This window comes from Novosphingobium tardum (assembly GCF_042652045.1).
GTDB lineage: Bacteria > Pseudomonadota > Alphaproteobacteria > Sphingomonadales > Sphingomonadaceae > Novosphingobium > Novosphingobium tardum.
Genome location: NZ_JBHSDR010000008.1, coordinates 68,967 through 84,460 on the forward strand (window position 1 = coordinate 68,967; position 15,494 = coordinate 84,460).

Annotated in this window: 12 protein-coding genes; 6 read left to right on the top strand and 6 right to left on the bottom strand. The window is 64.4% G+C overall.

Annotation, left to right across the window (positions count from 1 at the left end):
* Window positions 1-36: 36 nt before the first annotated feature.
* Complete coding sequence (locus ACFO0A_RS14355) at window positions 37-1,872, top strand: GAF domain-containing protein (protein WP_379539746.1); 1,836 nt, start codon at window positions 37-39, stop codon at window positions 1,870-1,872.
* Between the two features lie 56 nt (window positions 1,873-1,928).
* Complete coding sequence (locus tag ACFO0A_RS14360; RefSeq protein ID WP_379539748.1) at window positions 1,929-4,604, top strand: adenylate/guanylate cyclase domain-containing protein; 2,676 nt, start codon at window positions 1,929-1,931, stop codon at window positions 4,602-4,604.
* 7 nt (window positions 4,605-4,611) lie between these two features.
* On the opposite strand, the gene ACFO0A_RS14365 is transcribed toward ACFO0A_RS14360, so the two are convergent.
* Window positions 4,612-5,013: a VOC family protein gene (locus ACFO0A_RS14365; RefSeq protein ID WP_379539750.1), complete on the bottom strand. Its 402-nt coding sequence runs from the start codon at window positions 5,011-5,013 to the stop codon at window positions 4,612-4,614.
* A 181-nt stretch (window positions 5,014-5,194) separates the two neighbouring features.
* Here ACFO0A_RS14365 and ACFO0A_RS14370 point away from each other — a divergent pair, with 181 nt between their 5' ends.
* Together ACFO0A_RS14370 and ACFO0A_RS14375 are read left to right on the top strand one after the other, a co-directional pair.
* Window positions 5,195-7,024: a flavin-containing monooxygenase gene (locus ACFO0A_RS14370; RefSeq protein WP_379539752.1), complete on the top strand. Its 1,830-nt coding sequence runs from the start codon at window positions 5,195-5,197 to the stop codon at window positions 7,022-7,024.
* Window positions 7,025-7,082: 58 nt separating this feature from the next.
* Complete coding sequence (locus tag ACFO0A_RS14375) at window positions 7,083-8,258, top strand: BaiN/RdsA family NAD(P)/FAD-dependent oxidoreductase (RefSeq protein WP_379539754.1); 1,176 nt, start codon at window positions 7,083-7,085, stop codon at window positions 8,256-8,258.
* A 9-nt stretch (window positions 8,259-8,267) separates the two neighbouring features.
* Here ACFO0A_RS14375 and ACFO0A_RS14380 read toward each other — a convergent pair whose 3' ends face one another.
* Window positions 8,268-9,149 carry a DMT family transporter gene (locus ACFO0A_RS14380; protein ID WP_379539756.1) on the bottom strand — a complete coding sequence of 294 codons (882 nt, stop codon included), beginning with the start codon at window positions 9,147-9,149 and terminating at the stop codon, window positions 8,268-8,270.
* Between the two features lie 108 nt (window positions 9,150-9,257).
* On the opposite strand from ACFO0A_RS14380, the gene ACFO0A_RS14385 reads away from it, so the two are divergent.
* Window positions 9,258-9,944 (top strand): murein L,D-transpeptidase catalytic domain family protein, encoded by a 687-nt coding sequence (locus tag ACFO0A_RS14385; protein WP_379539758.1) that lies wholly within the window; start codon window positions 9,258-9,260, stop codon window positions 9,942-9,944.
* Between the two features lie 17 nt (window positions 9,945-9,961).
* Here ACFO0A_RS14385 and ACFO0A_RS14390 read toward each other — a convergent pair whose 3' ends face one another.
* The 4 genes from ACFO0A_RS14390 to ACFO0A_RS14405 form a co-directional block, all read right to left on the bottom strand.
* Window positions 9,962-10,228 (bottom strand): hypothetical protein, encoded by a 267-nt coding sequence (locus ACFO0A_RS14390; protein ID WP_379539760.1) that lies wholly within the window; start codon window positions 10,226-10,228, stop codon window positions 9,962-9,964.
* A 68-nt stretch (window positions 10,229-10,296) separates the two neighbouring features.
* Window positions 10,297-10,857, bottom strand: a complete 561-nt coding sequence (locus ACFO0A_RS14395) for an FMN-binding negative transcriptional regulator (RefSeq protein WP_379539762.1) — start codon at window positions 10,855-10,857, stop codon at window positions 10,297-10,299.
* The gene (locus ACFO0A_RS14400) at window positions 10,854-11,816 is read right to left on the bottom strand and encodes an alpha/beta hydrolase (protein ID WP_379539764.1); all 963 of its coding nucleotides are present in this window, start codon (window positions 11,814-11,816) and stop codon (window positions 10,854-10,856) included. The genes ACFO0A_RS14395 and ACFO0A_RS14400 overlap by 4 nt, the downstream gene beginning before the upstream one ends.
* Window positions 11,813-13,012 (bottom strand): PepSY-associated TM helix domain-containing protein, encoded by a 1,200-nt coding sequence (locus ACFO0A_RS14405; RefSeq protein WP_379539766.1) that lies wholly within the window; start codon window positions 13,010-13,012, stop codon window positions 11,813-11,815. The genes ACFO0A_RS14400 and ACFO0A_RS14405 overlap by 4 nt, the downstream gene beginning before the upstream one ends.
* Window positions 13,013-13,270: 258 nt before the next feature.
* On the opposite strand from ACFO0A_RS14405, the gene ACFO0A_RS14410 reads away from it, so the two are divergent.
* Window positions 13,271-15,478 carry a TonB-dependent siderophore receptor gene (locus ACFO0A_RS14410; RefSeq protein ID WP_379539768.1) on the top strand — a complete coding sequence of 736 codons (2,208 nt, stop codon included), beginning with the start codon at window positions 13,271-13,273 and terminating at the stop codon, window positions 15,476-15,478.
* The last annotated feature ends 16 nt before the right edge of the window (window positions 15,479-15,494 follow it).

The following is a 15,494-nucleotide window of genomic DNA, read 5'->3' on the forward strand; positions in this document are numbered from 1 at the left end:
ATCGTGCTTCCCCGTCGCTCGGGGAGATGCGTCACAATGAAGGTGCGTTTTTGGGGTACGCGCGGGTCGTTCGCCAAGCCCGGGCCGACCACGGTCCGATATGGCGGCAACACTAGCTGCGTCGAAGTAGTCACCGATGCCGGCACCCGGATCGTCATAGACTGCGGCACCGGCGGCCACGGCCTTGGCCAGGCGATCCTTGCTGAGGATGAGCCCAGCAAGGGCCACATGCTCATCAGCCACACCCACTGGGACCATATCCAAGGCATCCCATTCTTTGCCCCGTTCTTCGTTCCGGGCCACGAATGGGATCTCTACGCCCCGCAGGGCTTCGGGGAATCGCTGCGCGAGACCCTCGCTGGGCAGATGGAATACACCTACTTTCCCGTCACCCCCGAAGCGTTCGGCGCAAGCGTGCGCTACCACAACCTCGGCGAAGGCCGCTTTACCATCGACGACGTGTCGATCAGCACTTGTTATCTCAATCACCCGGCGCTGACTCTGGGCTTCAGGATCGAGGCCGACGGGGCAACCGTCGTCTATTCCTGTGATCACGAGCCGCACTCTCGCGGGCTTGCCGGTGGAGAATTGGCGATCGATGGGCAGGACTTGCGCCACGCCCAGTTTCTTGCCGATGCGGACCTCGTCATTCACGATGCGCAGTATGTCGCGGCGGAGTACGGCGACAAGGCCGGCTGGGGCCATAGCACCGTGGAATATGCAGTCGCCGTGGCGCGCTTTGCGGGTGTCGGAAAGCTGGCCCTGACGCATCACGATCCGATGCGTAGCGATGACGAAATCGACGCGGTTGTCGCAGCCGTTCTCGCAAATATCGGCGGCAAGACTGCGATGGAAATCTTCGGTGCGGCCGAAGGGATGGAGATCGAACTGGCCGGAAAGCGCGATGCCCTGCCAACGCCCGACCAACCCGAAACCGCAAGGCTGGGCCGAAGTGTGGCGGGCCGCCAATTGCTCCTGCTGGTCGCAGACGATGACGAGCTTGCCGCGAAGATCGCGCTTGCCGTAGCGGACGAGACGATCGCAATGCTGCGCGCGAAGACCTCGGACGAAGGTCTTTCCCTTATTGCCCAGCATCATCCGAACCTGATCATCGTGGACGATGCTCTTGCCGGAATGCGCGGCACTGCCTTTGCCTATGCGGTACGGGCACTCCCCCACGAAGGCGCTGACAACGTGCCTATCATGATCCTCGGTCACGGACCTCTCCCAGCCACGGGGATGGAGTGCAGCGCGGTCGACTGGCTCGAGGCGCCATTCTCGGTGGAATACGCCCGGTCCCGCATTCGCACCTGGATCATGCGTTCGGAACTGCGCTGGGTCCGTGCTGCGAAACCTTCCGACGAGGCCGAGCGTCTTGCCGCGCTGCACAGCCTGGGCATCCTGGATACCCCGCCCGAAGAGACTTTCGATCGGTTCACGCGCATCGCCGCGGCGCTGTTCGACGTACCGGTGGCTCTCGTCAGCCTCGTCGATTCCGATCGCCAGTGGTTCAAGTCGTGCTTCGGAACCAACGAGTGCGAGACGCCGCGGGAAATGTCGTTCTGCGCGCACGCGGTCGAGGCGCGGCAGATCCTCGTCGTGCCCGATACGCTCAACGACCAGAGATTTCGCGACAACCCGCTGGTCAATGGAGGCCCACGCATCCGGTTTTACGCGGGTGTTCCGCTGATCCTTCCCGGCGGCCAGTGCATCGGCACGTTCTGCGTGATCGATATCCGTCCGCGCGATCTGTCCGAGACCGAACGCGGCCTGCTGCGCGATCTCGCCAAATCGGTTGAGGAGGAACTCGTTCGCTGGGCGCCGGCGCCCGGCATGGGTTCTTCCGGTGCGGCTCTCGCGGCGCGCGCCTGATGGGGGCCGCCTCTCCTCTTCCCTGGAACATGCAGGAAGGTCCCACGGAAGAACCCTTGTCCCCCGCAGCCCCGGCTGGCTCCGGCAGGGCGCTATTCTGGCGGCTGGTGTGGATCTACAACTCGGGCTGCATAGCCGCGATCGTGATCACGCTGATCCTCGTGCTGCTCGGGCTGGAATTCACCGGCTGGCAGTGGCTGATGATCATGGCGCAGCTGCCGCTCGCCGTGATCATCTACACCTCGATCGACGTGTGGGTGATCCACCGCCACACCCGCCCAATCGCCGCTGCGCTCGACACGCTTGATCGCACGAGCACCGCCAGCCCCGCTGACCTTTCGCGAGCTCTCGTTCAATCGCTCAACCTGCCGCTGCTGTCGTTCCTGAGGGTCACCTTCCTCCACGGGCCTATCGTGGCGATCATCGTGCCAACCTGCATGGTCCTGACCTCGCCCTGGACCGACGCCTACTTCGCCCGGTGGCAGGTCCTCACGTTCTCGGCGATGGTCCTGTTCTTCGCTTCGCCCACTCATGCGATATTCGAATTCTTTGCCGTCAGCCGGGCGATGGTGCCAACGATCCTGCGCCTCAGCCGCGCTCTCGGCAGTCCGCTCGCTCCTGGCTACCAGCGCCGATTGATTGCCGTCCGGCTCAAGAGCAAGCTGCTTTACCTCGCCATTTTCGTCACCGCCCTGCCCCTGGTGTTCTTCGCGGCCTCGGTCATTTTCAAGGTCGAGCGGATCATGCTCACCCGCGGCATCAATGTTGCTCTCTCCGACATGCTGCCGCTGTATCTGTGGGTCGGCGGCCTGGTCATCATCTGCATGGCTGGTTCGGTGATCATGGCACTGCTGACCGCGAACGAGGTTTCGTCTTCCGCAACCCGTCTCGTCGAGGCGATGGGCGAGGTAGAGAAGAACCGCCTGGACCGGGTCCGCCTCGATGTCGTCAGCACCGACGAATATGCCGAAATCAACCGCGGCTTCCTGATGATGGTCGAGGCGTTGCAGGAAGAGCAACGCATCCTTGCGATCAGCCACGATCTGGCCGGCGAGCTTCAGCTTGATCTGCTTATCGCGCGGATCATGCACGAGACGACGCAGCTTCTGAACGCGGAGCGATCGACCCTTTTCGTCCACGACCCCAAGACCGGCGAACTCTTTTCGCTTTATGCCGAAGGCGACGGGTTGCGTGAAATCCGCATCCCGGTCGACCGGGGCATTGCCGGCGCGGTTTTCGCCAGCGGGGTGATGGAGAACATCTCCGACCCCTACGAGGACCCGCGGTTTGGCAAGGAGGTCGACCGTCGCACAGGATTCATAACCCGCAGCATCCTGTGCGCGCCCATTTCAAACAAGGCCGGCACCCGCATTGGCGTGACGCAAGTTCTGAACAAGCGCCAGGGTGCCTTCAACCCGCGCGACGAGGCCCGCCTGCGCGCATTTTCGGCGCAGATCGCCGTGTGCCTGGAAAACGCCCGGCTGTTCGAAGACGTGCTCAACATGAAGAATTACAACGAGAGCATCCTCAAGAGCACCTCGAACGGGATCATTACTCTCGACGCTGACAACGTGATCGTCACCGCCAACGACGCCGCGGTGGCGCTGGTCGGCGGCTCGCGCGAGGCGGTGGTCGGCCAGCAAGCGCGCGCGGCGTTCTGCGGCGACAACAGCTGGATCGCCGACAGCATCGAGCGCGCGGCCCGCACTGCCGACCCCGCCCTCGCCTTCGACGTTCAGATTGCCCGCGTGGATGCCGCTCCCGCTTCGGTCAATCTGACCACCGCGCCGCTGATCGATGCCGCGGACAAGCGCATCGGTTCGATGCTGGTGATGGAGGACATCACTGCCGAAAAGCGGGTGCGCTCGACCATGTCGCGCTACATGAGCGCAGAAGTCGCCGAGCAGCTTCTCGCCGCCGGCGAAGACGAGCTGATCGGCAAGGACCAGAAGGTCTCGGTGCTATTCGCCGACGTGCGCGGATTTACCTCGATCGCGGAATCCATCGGAGCGCGCGAGACAGTGGCGATGCTCAATGCCTACTTCACCGAGATGGTCGACGTGGTCCTGCGCAATGGCGGCATCCTCGACAAATACATCGGCGACGCGATGATGGCTCTCTTCGGGGCGCCCTTTGCTACCGCGCGCGATGCGGACAATGCCGTCGCCACAGCCAACCAGATGATGCGCGCGTTGACCCGGATCAACGCACAGCGAACCCGCGACAGGCACCCCAAGCTGGACATTGGGATCGGCGTCAGCACCGGCGAAGTGATCGTCGGCAACATCGGCTCGGCCAAGCGGATGGAATACACCGTGATCGGCGACAACGTGAACCTGGCGTCGCGGCTGGAAGGAGCGAACAAGCTCTACGGCTCGAAGATCCTCATCTCGGAGTTCACGCGCGATGCGCTCGGGTCCCCCGTCCTTCTGCGCGAGATCGACCGCATTCGCGTCCGTGGAAAGGCGCGCCCGGTAGCGATCCATGAATCGCTGCAATATCGCAGCAACGAGATCGACCGCGGGCTAGGCGCAATGCTCGAGGCGTTCGAAAACGGGCTCGCCGCATACCGCGCCCTGGAATGGGAACAGGCCGAGGCGGCATTCGAGCAGGCGCTGGTCGCCATGCCGGGTGACGGTCCATCGCGCGTCTATCGGGACCGCTGCCGCCAGTTCCGGGTCGTCCCTCCGCCGCCGGACTGGGACGGGGTCTGGGCGCTGACAAGCAAGTAGCGAGGCGTCATGCCTCGTAGAAATTGAGTTCCAGCAGCACGTTGTTGGGATCGGTTACAAAGATCTGCCGCAGCCCGATCGAGGCGACGTCGTTTTCCTTATAGTCGGCCCCCATGGCGTTCAGCCTGGCAACTACCTCGCCGCGGCCCGAGCAATTGAGCGCCACATGGTGAATCGCGCCGGTCGGCGTGCCGGGTGCCACGGCGCGATCGTAAGCGCGGGGAAAATCCTCGCTGTTGATGTGGAAGATCGCTCGGCCAACGGCATCGTGCATCCACTGGACCTTGTCGGCAGGCAGCGGATGGGGACCGTCGCGCCGCTCCAGGTCGAGCAGCGCGCCGTAAAACCGGGCTGTACCATCAAGATCTGCGGTGATGATGTTGACGTGATCCAGCGCGTTGACCTGCATCGCTTCGTTCTCCGTTTCCGCGTGGCGAACGCAGCTTGATCGAAGATCCGCCCTTCGTCGAGCCGCGAAGTGCGCGCGCCTGTGCTGCGCCGCTTGATCTTCGAGGTGGCGTTGTTCACGCTGGCCGCAAGAATTTACGCAACCGAGCGAAAGATCGCGCGGTGCCAACCAGGTGAGAGCGATGACCATCGAATCCCAGGCGATCCACGTTGCCCACGACGAGCCGCTCGGCTTCGATCCCAAGGCCCTGCGCGCCAAGTACCGCGAGGAGCGGGACAAGCGTCTGAAGGGCGAGGCGAACGACCAGTACGTCGAGATGGCCGGCAAGTTCGCCCATTACCTTGACGATCCTTACATCACGGAACCCATCGTCCGCGAGAAGCTGAGCGACGAGAAGGACGTCGTGGTGATCGGCGGCGGCTTTGGCGGAATGTTGGCGGCGGCACGGCTGCGCCAGCAGGGTATCGAAGATGTCCGCATCATCGAAAAAGGCGGCGAGTTCGGCGGCACCTGGTACTGGAACCGCTATCCAGGCGCGGCCTGCGACATCGAAAGCTACGTTTACCTTCCGTTGCTTGAAGAGACGGGCTTCATGCCCGAGCGCAAGTATTCGCAAGGATCGGAAATCCGCGCCTACTCGCGGCAGATTGCCGAACAGTTCGACCTCAATCGCGACGTCCTGTTCCAGACCGAAGTCACCGACCTTGCGTGGTCCGAGGAGGCGCGACGTTGGACGGTATCGACAAACCGCGGTGACAGCATCCGCGCGCGCTTCGTGATCATGGCAAACGGCCCTCTCCACCGGCCGAAGCTGCCCGGCATTCCCGGGATCGAGTCGTTCAAGGGCCACACGTTCCACACCAGCCGCTGGGACTATGCCTATACGGGGGGCGACCAGCACGGAAACCTTACCGGCCTTGCCGACAAGGTGGTCGGGATCATCGGTACGGGGGCGACCGCTGTCCAGTGTGTTCCCCACCTGGGAGCTTCGGCCAAGCAGCTTTACGTCTTCCAACGCACGCCTTCATCCATCGACGTCCGCGGCGACCGGCCAACCGATCCGGAGTGGGCGGCCTCGCTCCAGCCCGGGTGGCATCGCCACCGGATGGAGAACTTCAACACGCTCGTCTCGGGCGGCTGGGCCGACGAGGACCTGGTGGCCGACGGTTGGACCGACATCATCCGCAACCTCGGCGTCATCGCCAGGATGCGTGCTGCCAAGGACGCCGGGCAAAAGAAGGTCGACCCCGGCGAACTGGTTCAGCTTGCCGATTTCCAGAAGATGGAGGCGATCCGCCGCCGGGTGGAGGAAATCGTCGGCGACCGCGAGACTGCCGAGGCCCTGAAGCCCTACTACAACCAGTTCTGCAAACGCCCCTGCTTCCACGACGACTACCTGGCGACCTTCAACCGGCCCAACGTCGCGCTGATCGATACGGATGGCAAAGGCGTGGAACGGATCACCCCGGATGGGGTCGTCGCCAACGGACAGGAATACAAGCTCGACTGCCTGATCTTTGCCACCGGCTTTGAGGTTGGAACGAGCTATGCCCGCCGCGCAGGCTATCAGATCCGTGGGTTAGGCGGCCGTACGCTCGAGGAAAAATGGTCGACAGGCGGCCGCAGCCTGCACGGGATGACCGTCAACGGATTTCCCAACTGCTTTATCTTCTCGGTCGTCCAGTCCGGCTTCACCGCTAACTATCCCCACGCGCTCGACGAACAGAGCACGCACGCGGCGCACATCATCGCCGAGGCCCTGCACGGCCAGAAAACGCGCGTCGAGCCGACCGAGGAGGCAGAGGAAGCTTGGACCCGGGAGATTCTGGACGCCGTTCTGGATCGCAAGAAGTTCCTCGAGGAGTGCACGCCGGGCTACTACAACGGCGAAGGCAAGCTCAGCCCCCTCGCCGCCAGCTTCAGTTCCTACGGCAAGGGTTCGGTCGCGTTCTTCAAGATTCTTTCAGACTGGCGTGCGGCAGGCGGACTGCCTGGCCTTGCCGTGACCTGAAACGGTGGCGCCTGGCCGCGAATGCCCCTAGCGGCAGTCGCGTGCCAGGGACCCGACCATGACAACGGATTACGACGCTATCGTGCTGGGCGCGGGCGCGGCCGGGATGATGTGCGCCGCGACTGCGGGCCAGCGCGGCAAGCGCGTGCTGCTGATCGATCACAATGCGCAGCCCGGGCGCAAGATCGTCATCTCCGGCGGTGGGCGCTGCAACTTCACGAACATCGGCACCGCGCCCGACAGGTTCATTTCCGCCAACCCCCATTTCGCCCGCTCGGCGCTCAGCCGCTACACCCCGCAGGATTTCCTGTCGCTGGTCGAAGCCTACGGCATTGCCTGGCACGAAAAAACGCTTGGCCAGCTCTTCTGTGACGGGTCGGCGATGCAAGTGGTCGATCTTCTGCTCGCGGAATGCAGCAAGGGCGGGGTCGAGCTTGCGCTGGGACAACCAACCGGCGCGGTCGAACATGGCGACGGACACTTTCGGGTCACGACCGGCGCGAGGACTTATCGCGCCCCGGCACTTGTCGTCGCCACCGGTGGTCCTTCGATCCCGAAGCTGGGGGCAACCGGCCTTGCCTACGAACTTGCGCGCGCCTTCGGACTCAAGGTCGTGGAGCCGCGCCCCGCTCTCGTCCCGCTGACCCTCGGCAGCGACGAGGTTCTGTTCCGCAAGCTTTCCGGCGTCAGCGCCCCGGTCGTTGCCCGGACCGGCAAGGCCGAGTTTGCCGAGGCCGCCCTGTTCACGCACCGCGGTCTCTCCGGTCCGGCGATCCTCCAGATATCGTCGTACTGGCGCCGGGGAGAAACCGTCGGAATCGACTTTCTTCCGGAACGCGCTCGCGGTTGGCTGCGCGAGGCCAAGCACGCCTCTCCTCGCGCGACGTTGCGCAGCACGCTCGCCCGTTCGCTGCCCGATCGCCTTGCCGAAGCCCTGGCCGACCAGATCGCGCTTCCCGGCGAGCTGGCCAACCAGCGCGACACAAAGCTGGACGAAGTCGCGGCGCGTTTGGCCGACTGGCGCTTTCATCCCAATGGCTCCGAAGGCTTCGCCAAAGCCGAGGTGACGGTCGGTGGGATCAGCACGGCGGAACTTTCATCGCAATCGTTCGAGGCACGCCGCGTTCCCGGCCTCTACGCCATCGGCGAGGCGGTCGACGTTACCGGATGGCTGGGCGGCTACAATTTCCAGTGGGCCTGGGCGAGCGGTTGGGCGGCGGGCCAGTCACTCTAGCCGAAGCCGTTAGGAGCGTTCCTGCGCCTCGACGATCGGCGCGCGGCTCGGCCGCACTGCCACCACAAGCACACCCAGAAGGGCGAGCCCTGTTCCGATCAAGGTCCGCGTATCGAGGCGGTCCCCGGTGATCATCACCCCCAGCGCGATCGTTGCCAGCGGCGTCATCAACGTAAGCGGCGCAAGGAGATTCGCTTCATAGCGCGCGATCAGCCAGTAATACGCCGTGTGCGCGCAGACCGAGACCACGAGCGCCGAGAACAGGATCGCCCCCAAGAACGGCCATCCCGCTGCCGTCGCGGCCTGCCACTGTCCATGCTCGAAGAGCGCCGATGCCAACGCGAGCGGCAGCGAGCCGGTCAGTCCCACCCACGCCTGGAAGCGCAGCGGCGCAATCCGGTCCATCTGCTTCATCAGGATCGCGCCGAGCGACCCCGCAGCGGCCGCCCCGAGGATGAACAGCAGGCCCGGAGACAGGGCAAAGCCGGGTCGCCACACCACCAGCAGAACACCGATCAGCGTCAACGCAATGCCACCGCCCCGCCGCCAGTGGATCCGCTCGCCGAGCATCACGACCGAAAGCAGTGTCGTAATGGGCACGCCTGCCTGGATGACGACCGCCGCCATCGATGGCGACGAGGTCTGCAAGCCGATGAACAGCAGCGCGAAGTTGCCGCCGCCCATCAAGGCGCCAACCAGGATTATCCGCCAGCCCGGGCGTGGCACCGGCAGCAGCCACGGCAGCGTTACCAGCAGCACGATCAGGAAACGCAAGGCTGCAAAGAACAGCGGCGGCACGTGCCAGGGTCCGACCACGAGCTTGCTGAGGACGTTGCTGAAGCCCCACATCAGGCACACGAAGACGAGCAGGACGAAATCGCGGAGTCGCATTCGACCGCCTTGGGCAAACCCGGCGGGCATTGCCAGCGCGAACGCGCATCGCCCGCTCTCGGACGCTCATACAGCGTCCCGAAAGGTTTCTTATGATACTATTTAACAATGGAACGCATCGAAAAACACGGCACTTCGGATCGGCGACGCTTTCTTGGCGCGGCTGCGGTGGGCATGGCCGGACTGGCGCTTCCAGCCCGACTTGGACACTCAGGCGGCAGCGTATTTTCGATGCTTTCGCCTGCTCCGACAGCGATCGCCCCCGGCACTGCGCCACTGCTGAATGCGGCCGACATGCCGCGCTTGCTTCCTCGCGCCTTGGCGGCGCTGGATCGGCATAGCGGCACGATCCCCAATCGCGATCTCATCGGCATCGTCGATTTCGCCGAGCCTTCGCGCGACCCGCGATTTCACCTTGTCGATCTGACCAGGGGCAAGTTCGACACTCATCTCGTCGCTCACGGCCAGGGGTCCGACCCGGCTGCCAGCGGTTGGGTCGAGCGCCTGTCGAACCAGCCGAATTCCAACGCTTCGTGCAGGGGCGCTTTCCTTGTCGGAGAGACCTATTCCGGCAAGCACGGACGCTCGCGCCGTCTGGTGGGCCTGGATTCCGAGAACAGCGAGGCGCTCGATCGGGGGATCGTCATCCACGCGGCCAGCTACGTCGATCAGCGCATGGCCCGCGACCAGGGCCGGATTGGGCGGAGCCAGGGCTGCTTCGCGGTCGCTCCATCGGTCATCGGCCAGGTGCTTGAGCGACTGGGTCCTGGCCGGATGTTGTTCGCCTGGAAGTAAGACGCGGGCAGGTCGCCTCAGCCAGCGCCGCCTTCCACGCGTTCCATCATCTCCATGAAGTCGCGTGCCTCGTTGCGCGCGGCTTCGTCGGTGAACGCGACATCGAGATCAGGCGCGCTTCCGAGGACGTAAAGCAGGGCCCAGATCGCGAAGCGCCTGGCGCGATCTCTTTCCAGCCCCAGGTCCACGGCCATGCGCTCGGTCCCGGCGGAAAGCGCGTCCGGCGTCAATTCACCCAAATCGGCGGTACCGAAGTAGCGTCGCAATTGATCGTCGAAATCCATGGCCGCCTCGTTGCCTACCGTTTCAGCCGGGCATGCACCTGCGCGGCGGTGTTGAACAGCCCGGCGAATTAGCGCCGCATCTCCATCCACCGACCCAGCGGCGTCCCCGCAAAGGCCGCGGCTATGCGCTCGCGAACCGCGGGCTTCTCATCCTGGCCCAGCTTGAGGCGCGGTGCAGCCACGTTGATCGTCGCGCGAAAACCGATCACACGCCGCTTCAGCACCTCGTAGCGCGGACCAAGGCCCGCAGCCCGCCATTCGGGATCGAAGTGCGCGACCGTTGCCGCGAGCGCCTCGCCGGTCAGCGCGTCATCAACCACGATATCGACATCAAGCCGCGCCGCGACGAAGTTCCAGGTCGGCGCCCAGTCGGGCTCACCCGCAATGTTTCCCGTGACGACGGAGTTGGGCCCGAGGAAAAGAAGCTGCGCCCGCCCCGCTCGCATCAGGGCATCCGCAGCGGGGTGCGATTTGGGGAGGTGGCCGAGGAGCGCTTCCTGCCCCATTTCCCTCACCACCGGCATCAGCAATGCCAGTTCGGGCGCCGCATGGGGCACGATCCAGGCCAGCCCTGTCTCGTCGATCAGGCAAGCCAGCTCGTCGTCCGATGCCTGCGCGAAACCGTTCATCGCGCCAGTACCGCACGCAACCAGGCCGATGCTTCGTCGAGCGCCCTGCGCGCGAGGGGCGAGACTTCCGCAGCCTCGAGAAAGCTGTGGGTCGCGCCGCGATAGACGCGCATCTCGACGTCGACATTCGCCGCGGCCAGCTTCACCCCAAGCTCCCTGTTCTCGTCCGCCAGAATGTCGCACTCGGCGATGCAAAGGAACGTGGGCGGAAGCCCCTCGAACCGGCCGAGCAGCGGCCGCGCGCGGGGGTCGGGCCCACGCTCGCCCGCGCGGTAATTCACCCAGAACTCGGCCATTTCCGAAGGGGTCAGCATGTACGCATCGCCGCCGAAACGGGCATAGGAGGCGCGCTCGACGTCATCGATCGCGCCGTAATTTACCAGTAGCGCGGAAAGAAGCGGCCGCCCGGAATCCCGCAGGGCCATGGCAGTGGCAAGCGCGAGGTTCCCGCCGGCACTGTCTCCACCCAGCGCAAGCAAGGCGGGATCGATCCCATGTTCGGTCCCGTTCGCGGCGACCCACTCGACCGCGTCACGCACCTCGCCAAGCGCGTGGGGAAAACGCACTTCGGGCGAGAGGCTGTAGTCAATCCCGACGACAGCACATCCACTGCGCGCAGCATATTCGCGCATCAGGCGATCGTGGGTGTCGAGGCTAAACACGGTCCACCCGCCACCATGGCAGTAGAGGAGCGCGGGCAAGTCCGCATCGAGTGTCGGACGGTGGATCCGCAAGCGCAGGCCCGCAGTTCCGATCCGCACGTCTTCGGTCGATGCCATCGCGGGACCGCCAGCGACCCACGGGCGGCGCACTTCCTCGGCAATCGCGCGGCGGCGGACGACGTCCACCGGATCGGCGCCGCTCAGCCGCGCATAATCCGCCGAGGTTCGTTCGACGAACTGTCGAACGCCCGGCTCGACGTCATCGACAACAGGTTCGGGAACGTCGGGGGTGTTCATGGCGTGGGCAATCCGTTCCTGTCCTTGGCGCGCGCGGCCCGGAGCCGGGCGACGCGCGATTTGCGCTTTTTCCACCAGACATAGACGCCGGTGACGCCTTGGCCGACGGTCGTCAGCCCGGCGAGGAAGATGACCGCGACCGTGGCGCCCCCGAATATCTCGCCGCTATGAAGCGGATAGAGGATGCGGATCGCGGCCAGCCCGGTGCTGTCGTCGTAGGGATTGACCTCATGAGCGAAGCGCCGGCTATGCGCGTCGAAGTAGTAATCGACCGGTCCGAGATCGCGGTAATCGAGGATGCCGTCGGGGGTGAACTTCACCCCGTAGAAGTTCCACTCGGGCAAATAGAGCATCGCGGCAGGTTGCCACGCCAGTCCGTCCCGCGCCGCCTGCGCCTTGGCCGCTGCCAGCCCGTCGGCAAAGCGCAAGGTCGGAGAAGTGCCCTCGGGAAACGGCGCCTCGTGATCGAACAGGTTCCGCTCAAGCGGAGAAATCGCGGTGACCGCCGGCTCCCAGGCTTCCGAAAAGAAATTGAGCGCCGCCGATGTGAAGGCCAGCACGATCAGCGCCGGCAAAAGCCACAGGCCGCTGGCGCGATGAAGGTCGAGCAAAAGGCGCGGCATCGCGCTCGACCGCCGGAACTGCCAGTTTCGCTTCCATTGCTTCCAATACGGCGGGCGTTGCGGCCAGGTGAGCCAGGCTCCGATGAAGTTCGAGATCAACCAGACCAGCGCGACCACCCCCAGAAGCCATCGCCCCCAGGTTCCCGCCAACAACGTGAAATGCAAATCGGACACCCCGGCGATGAAGTGCGCGCGGTCCCAGCCCGGTCCGCTGGCCCGGCGGCCGATCACCGAACCGTCCGCGGGATCGAGGAACACTTCATCCGTTGCCGGCGCGGGCGCGCCGGGACGCGCCGCTACCTTTACCGGGAGCGCGCGATTGGCCGGCACGTTAAGCGGGAACTGCACCACCTGCTCATCTCGATGACCGGCTTGGTAGGCATGGACTGCCGCGACGGCGACATCGGGAGTCGTCGGTCCGCTTGCGGCGTGAAGTCGGTACAGGCCGGGATTCAGCTCGCGGTCGATCGGGCCGCGAAAGACCAGGATGCAGCCTGTCACGCCGGCAATCGTCAGGAAGAGGACCATGAACAGCCCGGACCAGCGGTGCAGGGTGATCCAGAATTCGTGCATCCGCCCCTTCTCCCCGCGACGATGTGCAAGTCTAGTCCGTTGGCCAAGAGGGCGCCCAAGCGTGCGGGTCAGGTGCCGTCGCACATGGGCCAATTACGCTTGTTGCAAATGTTTCGCATTATGAATAGACCGCAAATTGGATGTGGCGGGACAAACTTGGCCGAAACGGAACAATAACCGGCCCTGCCACGCGCACCGATCTACTCCGGCAATGATAGCTGTTATCGCGTCAGGGGTTTCAAAATCATGGGGGTTTCGATGAACAACCGCTTCCGCACCACTACGGCCGCCATCGGCGCAATCGCCGCCTTCATCGTGCTGTCATCCGCCGCAAGCGCGCAGGACAGCGCCTCTGCTCCCGCCTCGACCGACGACGGCAAGACACTCGACACCGTCCAGACCACCCGCGACGGCGAGAACGTGATCATCGTCACCGCCCGAAACTACGTGCCGCAGGGCAGCGCGACGGCGACGAAAAGCGACATTCCGCTGATCGAGACTCCGCAATCCGTCACCGTCATCAGCCGCGACCAGATCGACCTGCTCAATTTCGTCGATGCCCAGCAGGCGGTGCGCTACGTCGCCGGCGTCACGGGCGAGAACTACGGCCCGGATCTTCGCTTCGACTTCATCCAGGTGCGCGGCTTCACGCCCAAGCAGTTCGTTGACGGCCTGGCGACGCCCGTTACCACCACAATCCTTTCGAACGGCGTCGACCTCTACGGCTTCGAGAGCTTCGACATCCTCAAGGGCCCGGCCTCGGTGCTTTACGGCAACTCGCCCCCGGGCGGCATCTATAACCTGACCAGCCGCCGCGCATCGCGGACGTTTGGCGGAGAGATCAGCGCCAAGTACGGCGAGCAAGACTACAAACAGATCGGCATGACCGTGACCGGCCCCGTCAATGACATGATCGAGGCGCGTGCGACGGTGATGTACCGCGATCGCGACGCGGAGCGGGCCTTCGTTCATGCGAAGCGGCTCTATGCCGCGCCCACTGCGACGATTCACCTGGGCGATTCCACGCGCCTGACCGGGCTGGCCTATTACCAGTACGACGAGGTGAACGGCGATACCAACGGGTTCCTTCCCGTCCAGGGCACGCTGCTTCCCAATCCCAACGGCCGGGTCCGCCGCGACACCAATCTGGGCGAGCCCGACTACAACCGTTACACTCGCCGCCAGTGGGGGGCCGGCTTTGAAGCCGACCATGATTTCAGCTCGTCCGCGGGTGTGACCGTCAACGCGCGGTGGAGCGACTACGATGAGTTCCAGCAGATCATCTACGGCGGCTTCCTGGGCGCCGACAACCGGACGGTGGGGCGGTTCAGCTTTCCCTACGCCGAGAAGGTCAAGAACTTCAGCATCGACAACCGCTTCCATGCCGCGCTCGCGACGGGCGCGATCGAGCACAAGATTCTCGTCGGGCTCGACTATCGCAATGTGCGCAACGATGCCGCCTACGGTTTTGGCTCTGCCAGCAGCATCGACCTCTACAATCAGGTCTATGGCCAGGGCGGACCGTTCATCACGCCCGCGCTGGCGACCCGCTACAACGAGCAGCGACTGCGCCAGACCGGCGTATATGCGCAGGATCAGATCGGGATCGGCAACCTCTTCCTGCTTGTCAGCGGCCGGCAGGACTGGACGAAGAGCAATTACATCCCGCCCTTCACGCCGGTAACCGCAACAGGTCCGACGGTGAAGCAGAAGGCTGACAAGTTCACCTGGCGGGTCGGCGCGAACTACGTCAGCCCCAGCGGATTTGCCCCGTATGTCAGCTATGCCACCTCGTTCGAACCCGTTCTCGGGGCGGACCTCACGGGCAAGGCGTTCAAGCCCACGACGGGCCGCCAGATCGAAGGCGGCGTGAAATTCGACGGCCGCAACATGGGCGATGACGTGAAGCTGTTCGGCACGGCTGCGCTATACAAGATCGACCAGAAGAACGTCGTTTCGACGCTTTCCGGCCCGCAATTGCCCGTGTTCGGTACGCAAAGCGGCAAGGTCGAGGTGTACGGCGGCGAGATCGAGCTTGTCGCGCGAATTCGCGAACAGCTCTCGATCAACGGCAGCTACAGCTACACCCATTCGGAAATCAAACAGAGCAACGTTGCGGTCGAGATCGGCGCGCCGCTGCCGGTCACACCCAAGCACAAGGCGTCGCTGTTTGCGGACTACACCTTCCAGGTCGGCGCGCTGGCCGGCCTCGGCTTCGGGGCGGGAGCGCGTTACGCCAGCGGCAGCGCGGGCAGCCTGCCGGGCGCGTTCAACCCGGTCGTGTACAAGAGCGAAAGTGCCACTTTGTTCGACGCGATCATCCACTACGATACACCCGAATGGCGTTTCGCGATCAACGGCTCGAACATCCTCGACAAGCGCTATGTCGCGCGCTGCGCCGGGGTGTTCAACTGCACCTACGGTGCCGGACGACAAGTGATCGGCACCGCGACCTACAAATTCTGACCGCGTCGCGCCCGGC

Coding starts and splice junctions, on each gene's coding strand:
- ACFO0A_RS14370 (WP_379539752.1), top strand. CDS start 5,195: ATGACCATCGAATCCCAGGCGATCCACGTTGCCCACGACGAGCCGCTC.
- ACFO0A_RS14385 (WP_379539758.1), top strand. CDS start 9,258: ATGGAACGCATCGAAAAACACGGCACTTCGGATCGGCGACGCTTTCTT.
- ACFO0A_RS14400 (WP_379539764.1), bottom strand. CDS start 11,816: ATGAACACCCCCGACGTTCCCGAACCTGTTGTCGATGACGTCGAGCCG.
- ACFO0A_RS14375 (WP_379539754.1), top strand. CDS start 7,083: ATGACAACGGATTACGACGCTATCGTGCTGGGCGCGGGCGCGGCCGGG.
- ACFO0A_RS14380 (WP_379539756.1), bottom strand. CDS start 9,149: ATGCGACTCCGCGATTTCGTCCTGCTCGTCTTCGTGTGCCTGATGTGG.
- ACFO0A_RS14410 (WP_379539768.1), top strand. CDS start 13,271: ATGAACAACCGCTTCCGCACCACTACGGCCGCCATCGGCGCAATCGCC.
- ACFO0A_RS14365 (WP_379539750.1), bottom strand. CDS start 5,013: ATGCAGGTCAACGCGCTGGATCACGTCAACATCATCACCGCAGATCTT.
- ACFO0A_RS14390 (WP_379539760.1), bottom strand. CDS start 10,228: ATGGATTTCGACGATCAATTGCGACGCTACTTCGGTACCGCCGATTTG.
- ACFO0A_RS14395 (WP_379539762.1), bottom strand. CDS start 10,857: ATGAACGGTTTCGCGCAGGCATCGGACGACGAGCTGGCTTGCCTGATC.
- ACFO0A_RS14405 (WP_379539766.1), bottom strand. CDS start 13,012: ATGCACGAATTCTGGATCACCCTGCACCGCTGGTCCGGGCTGTTCATG.
- ACFO0A_RS14355 (WP_379539746.1), top strand. CDS start 37: ATGAAGGTGCGTTTTTGGGGTACGCGCGGGTCGTTCGCCAAGCCCGGG.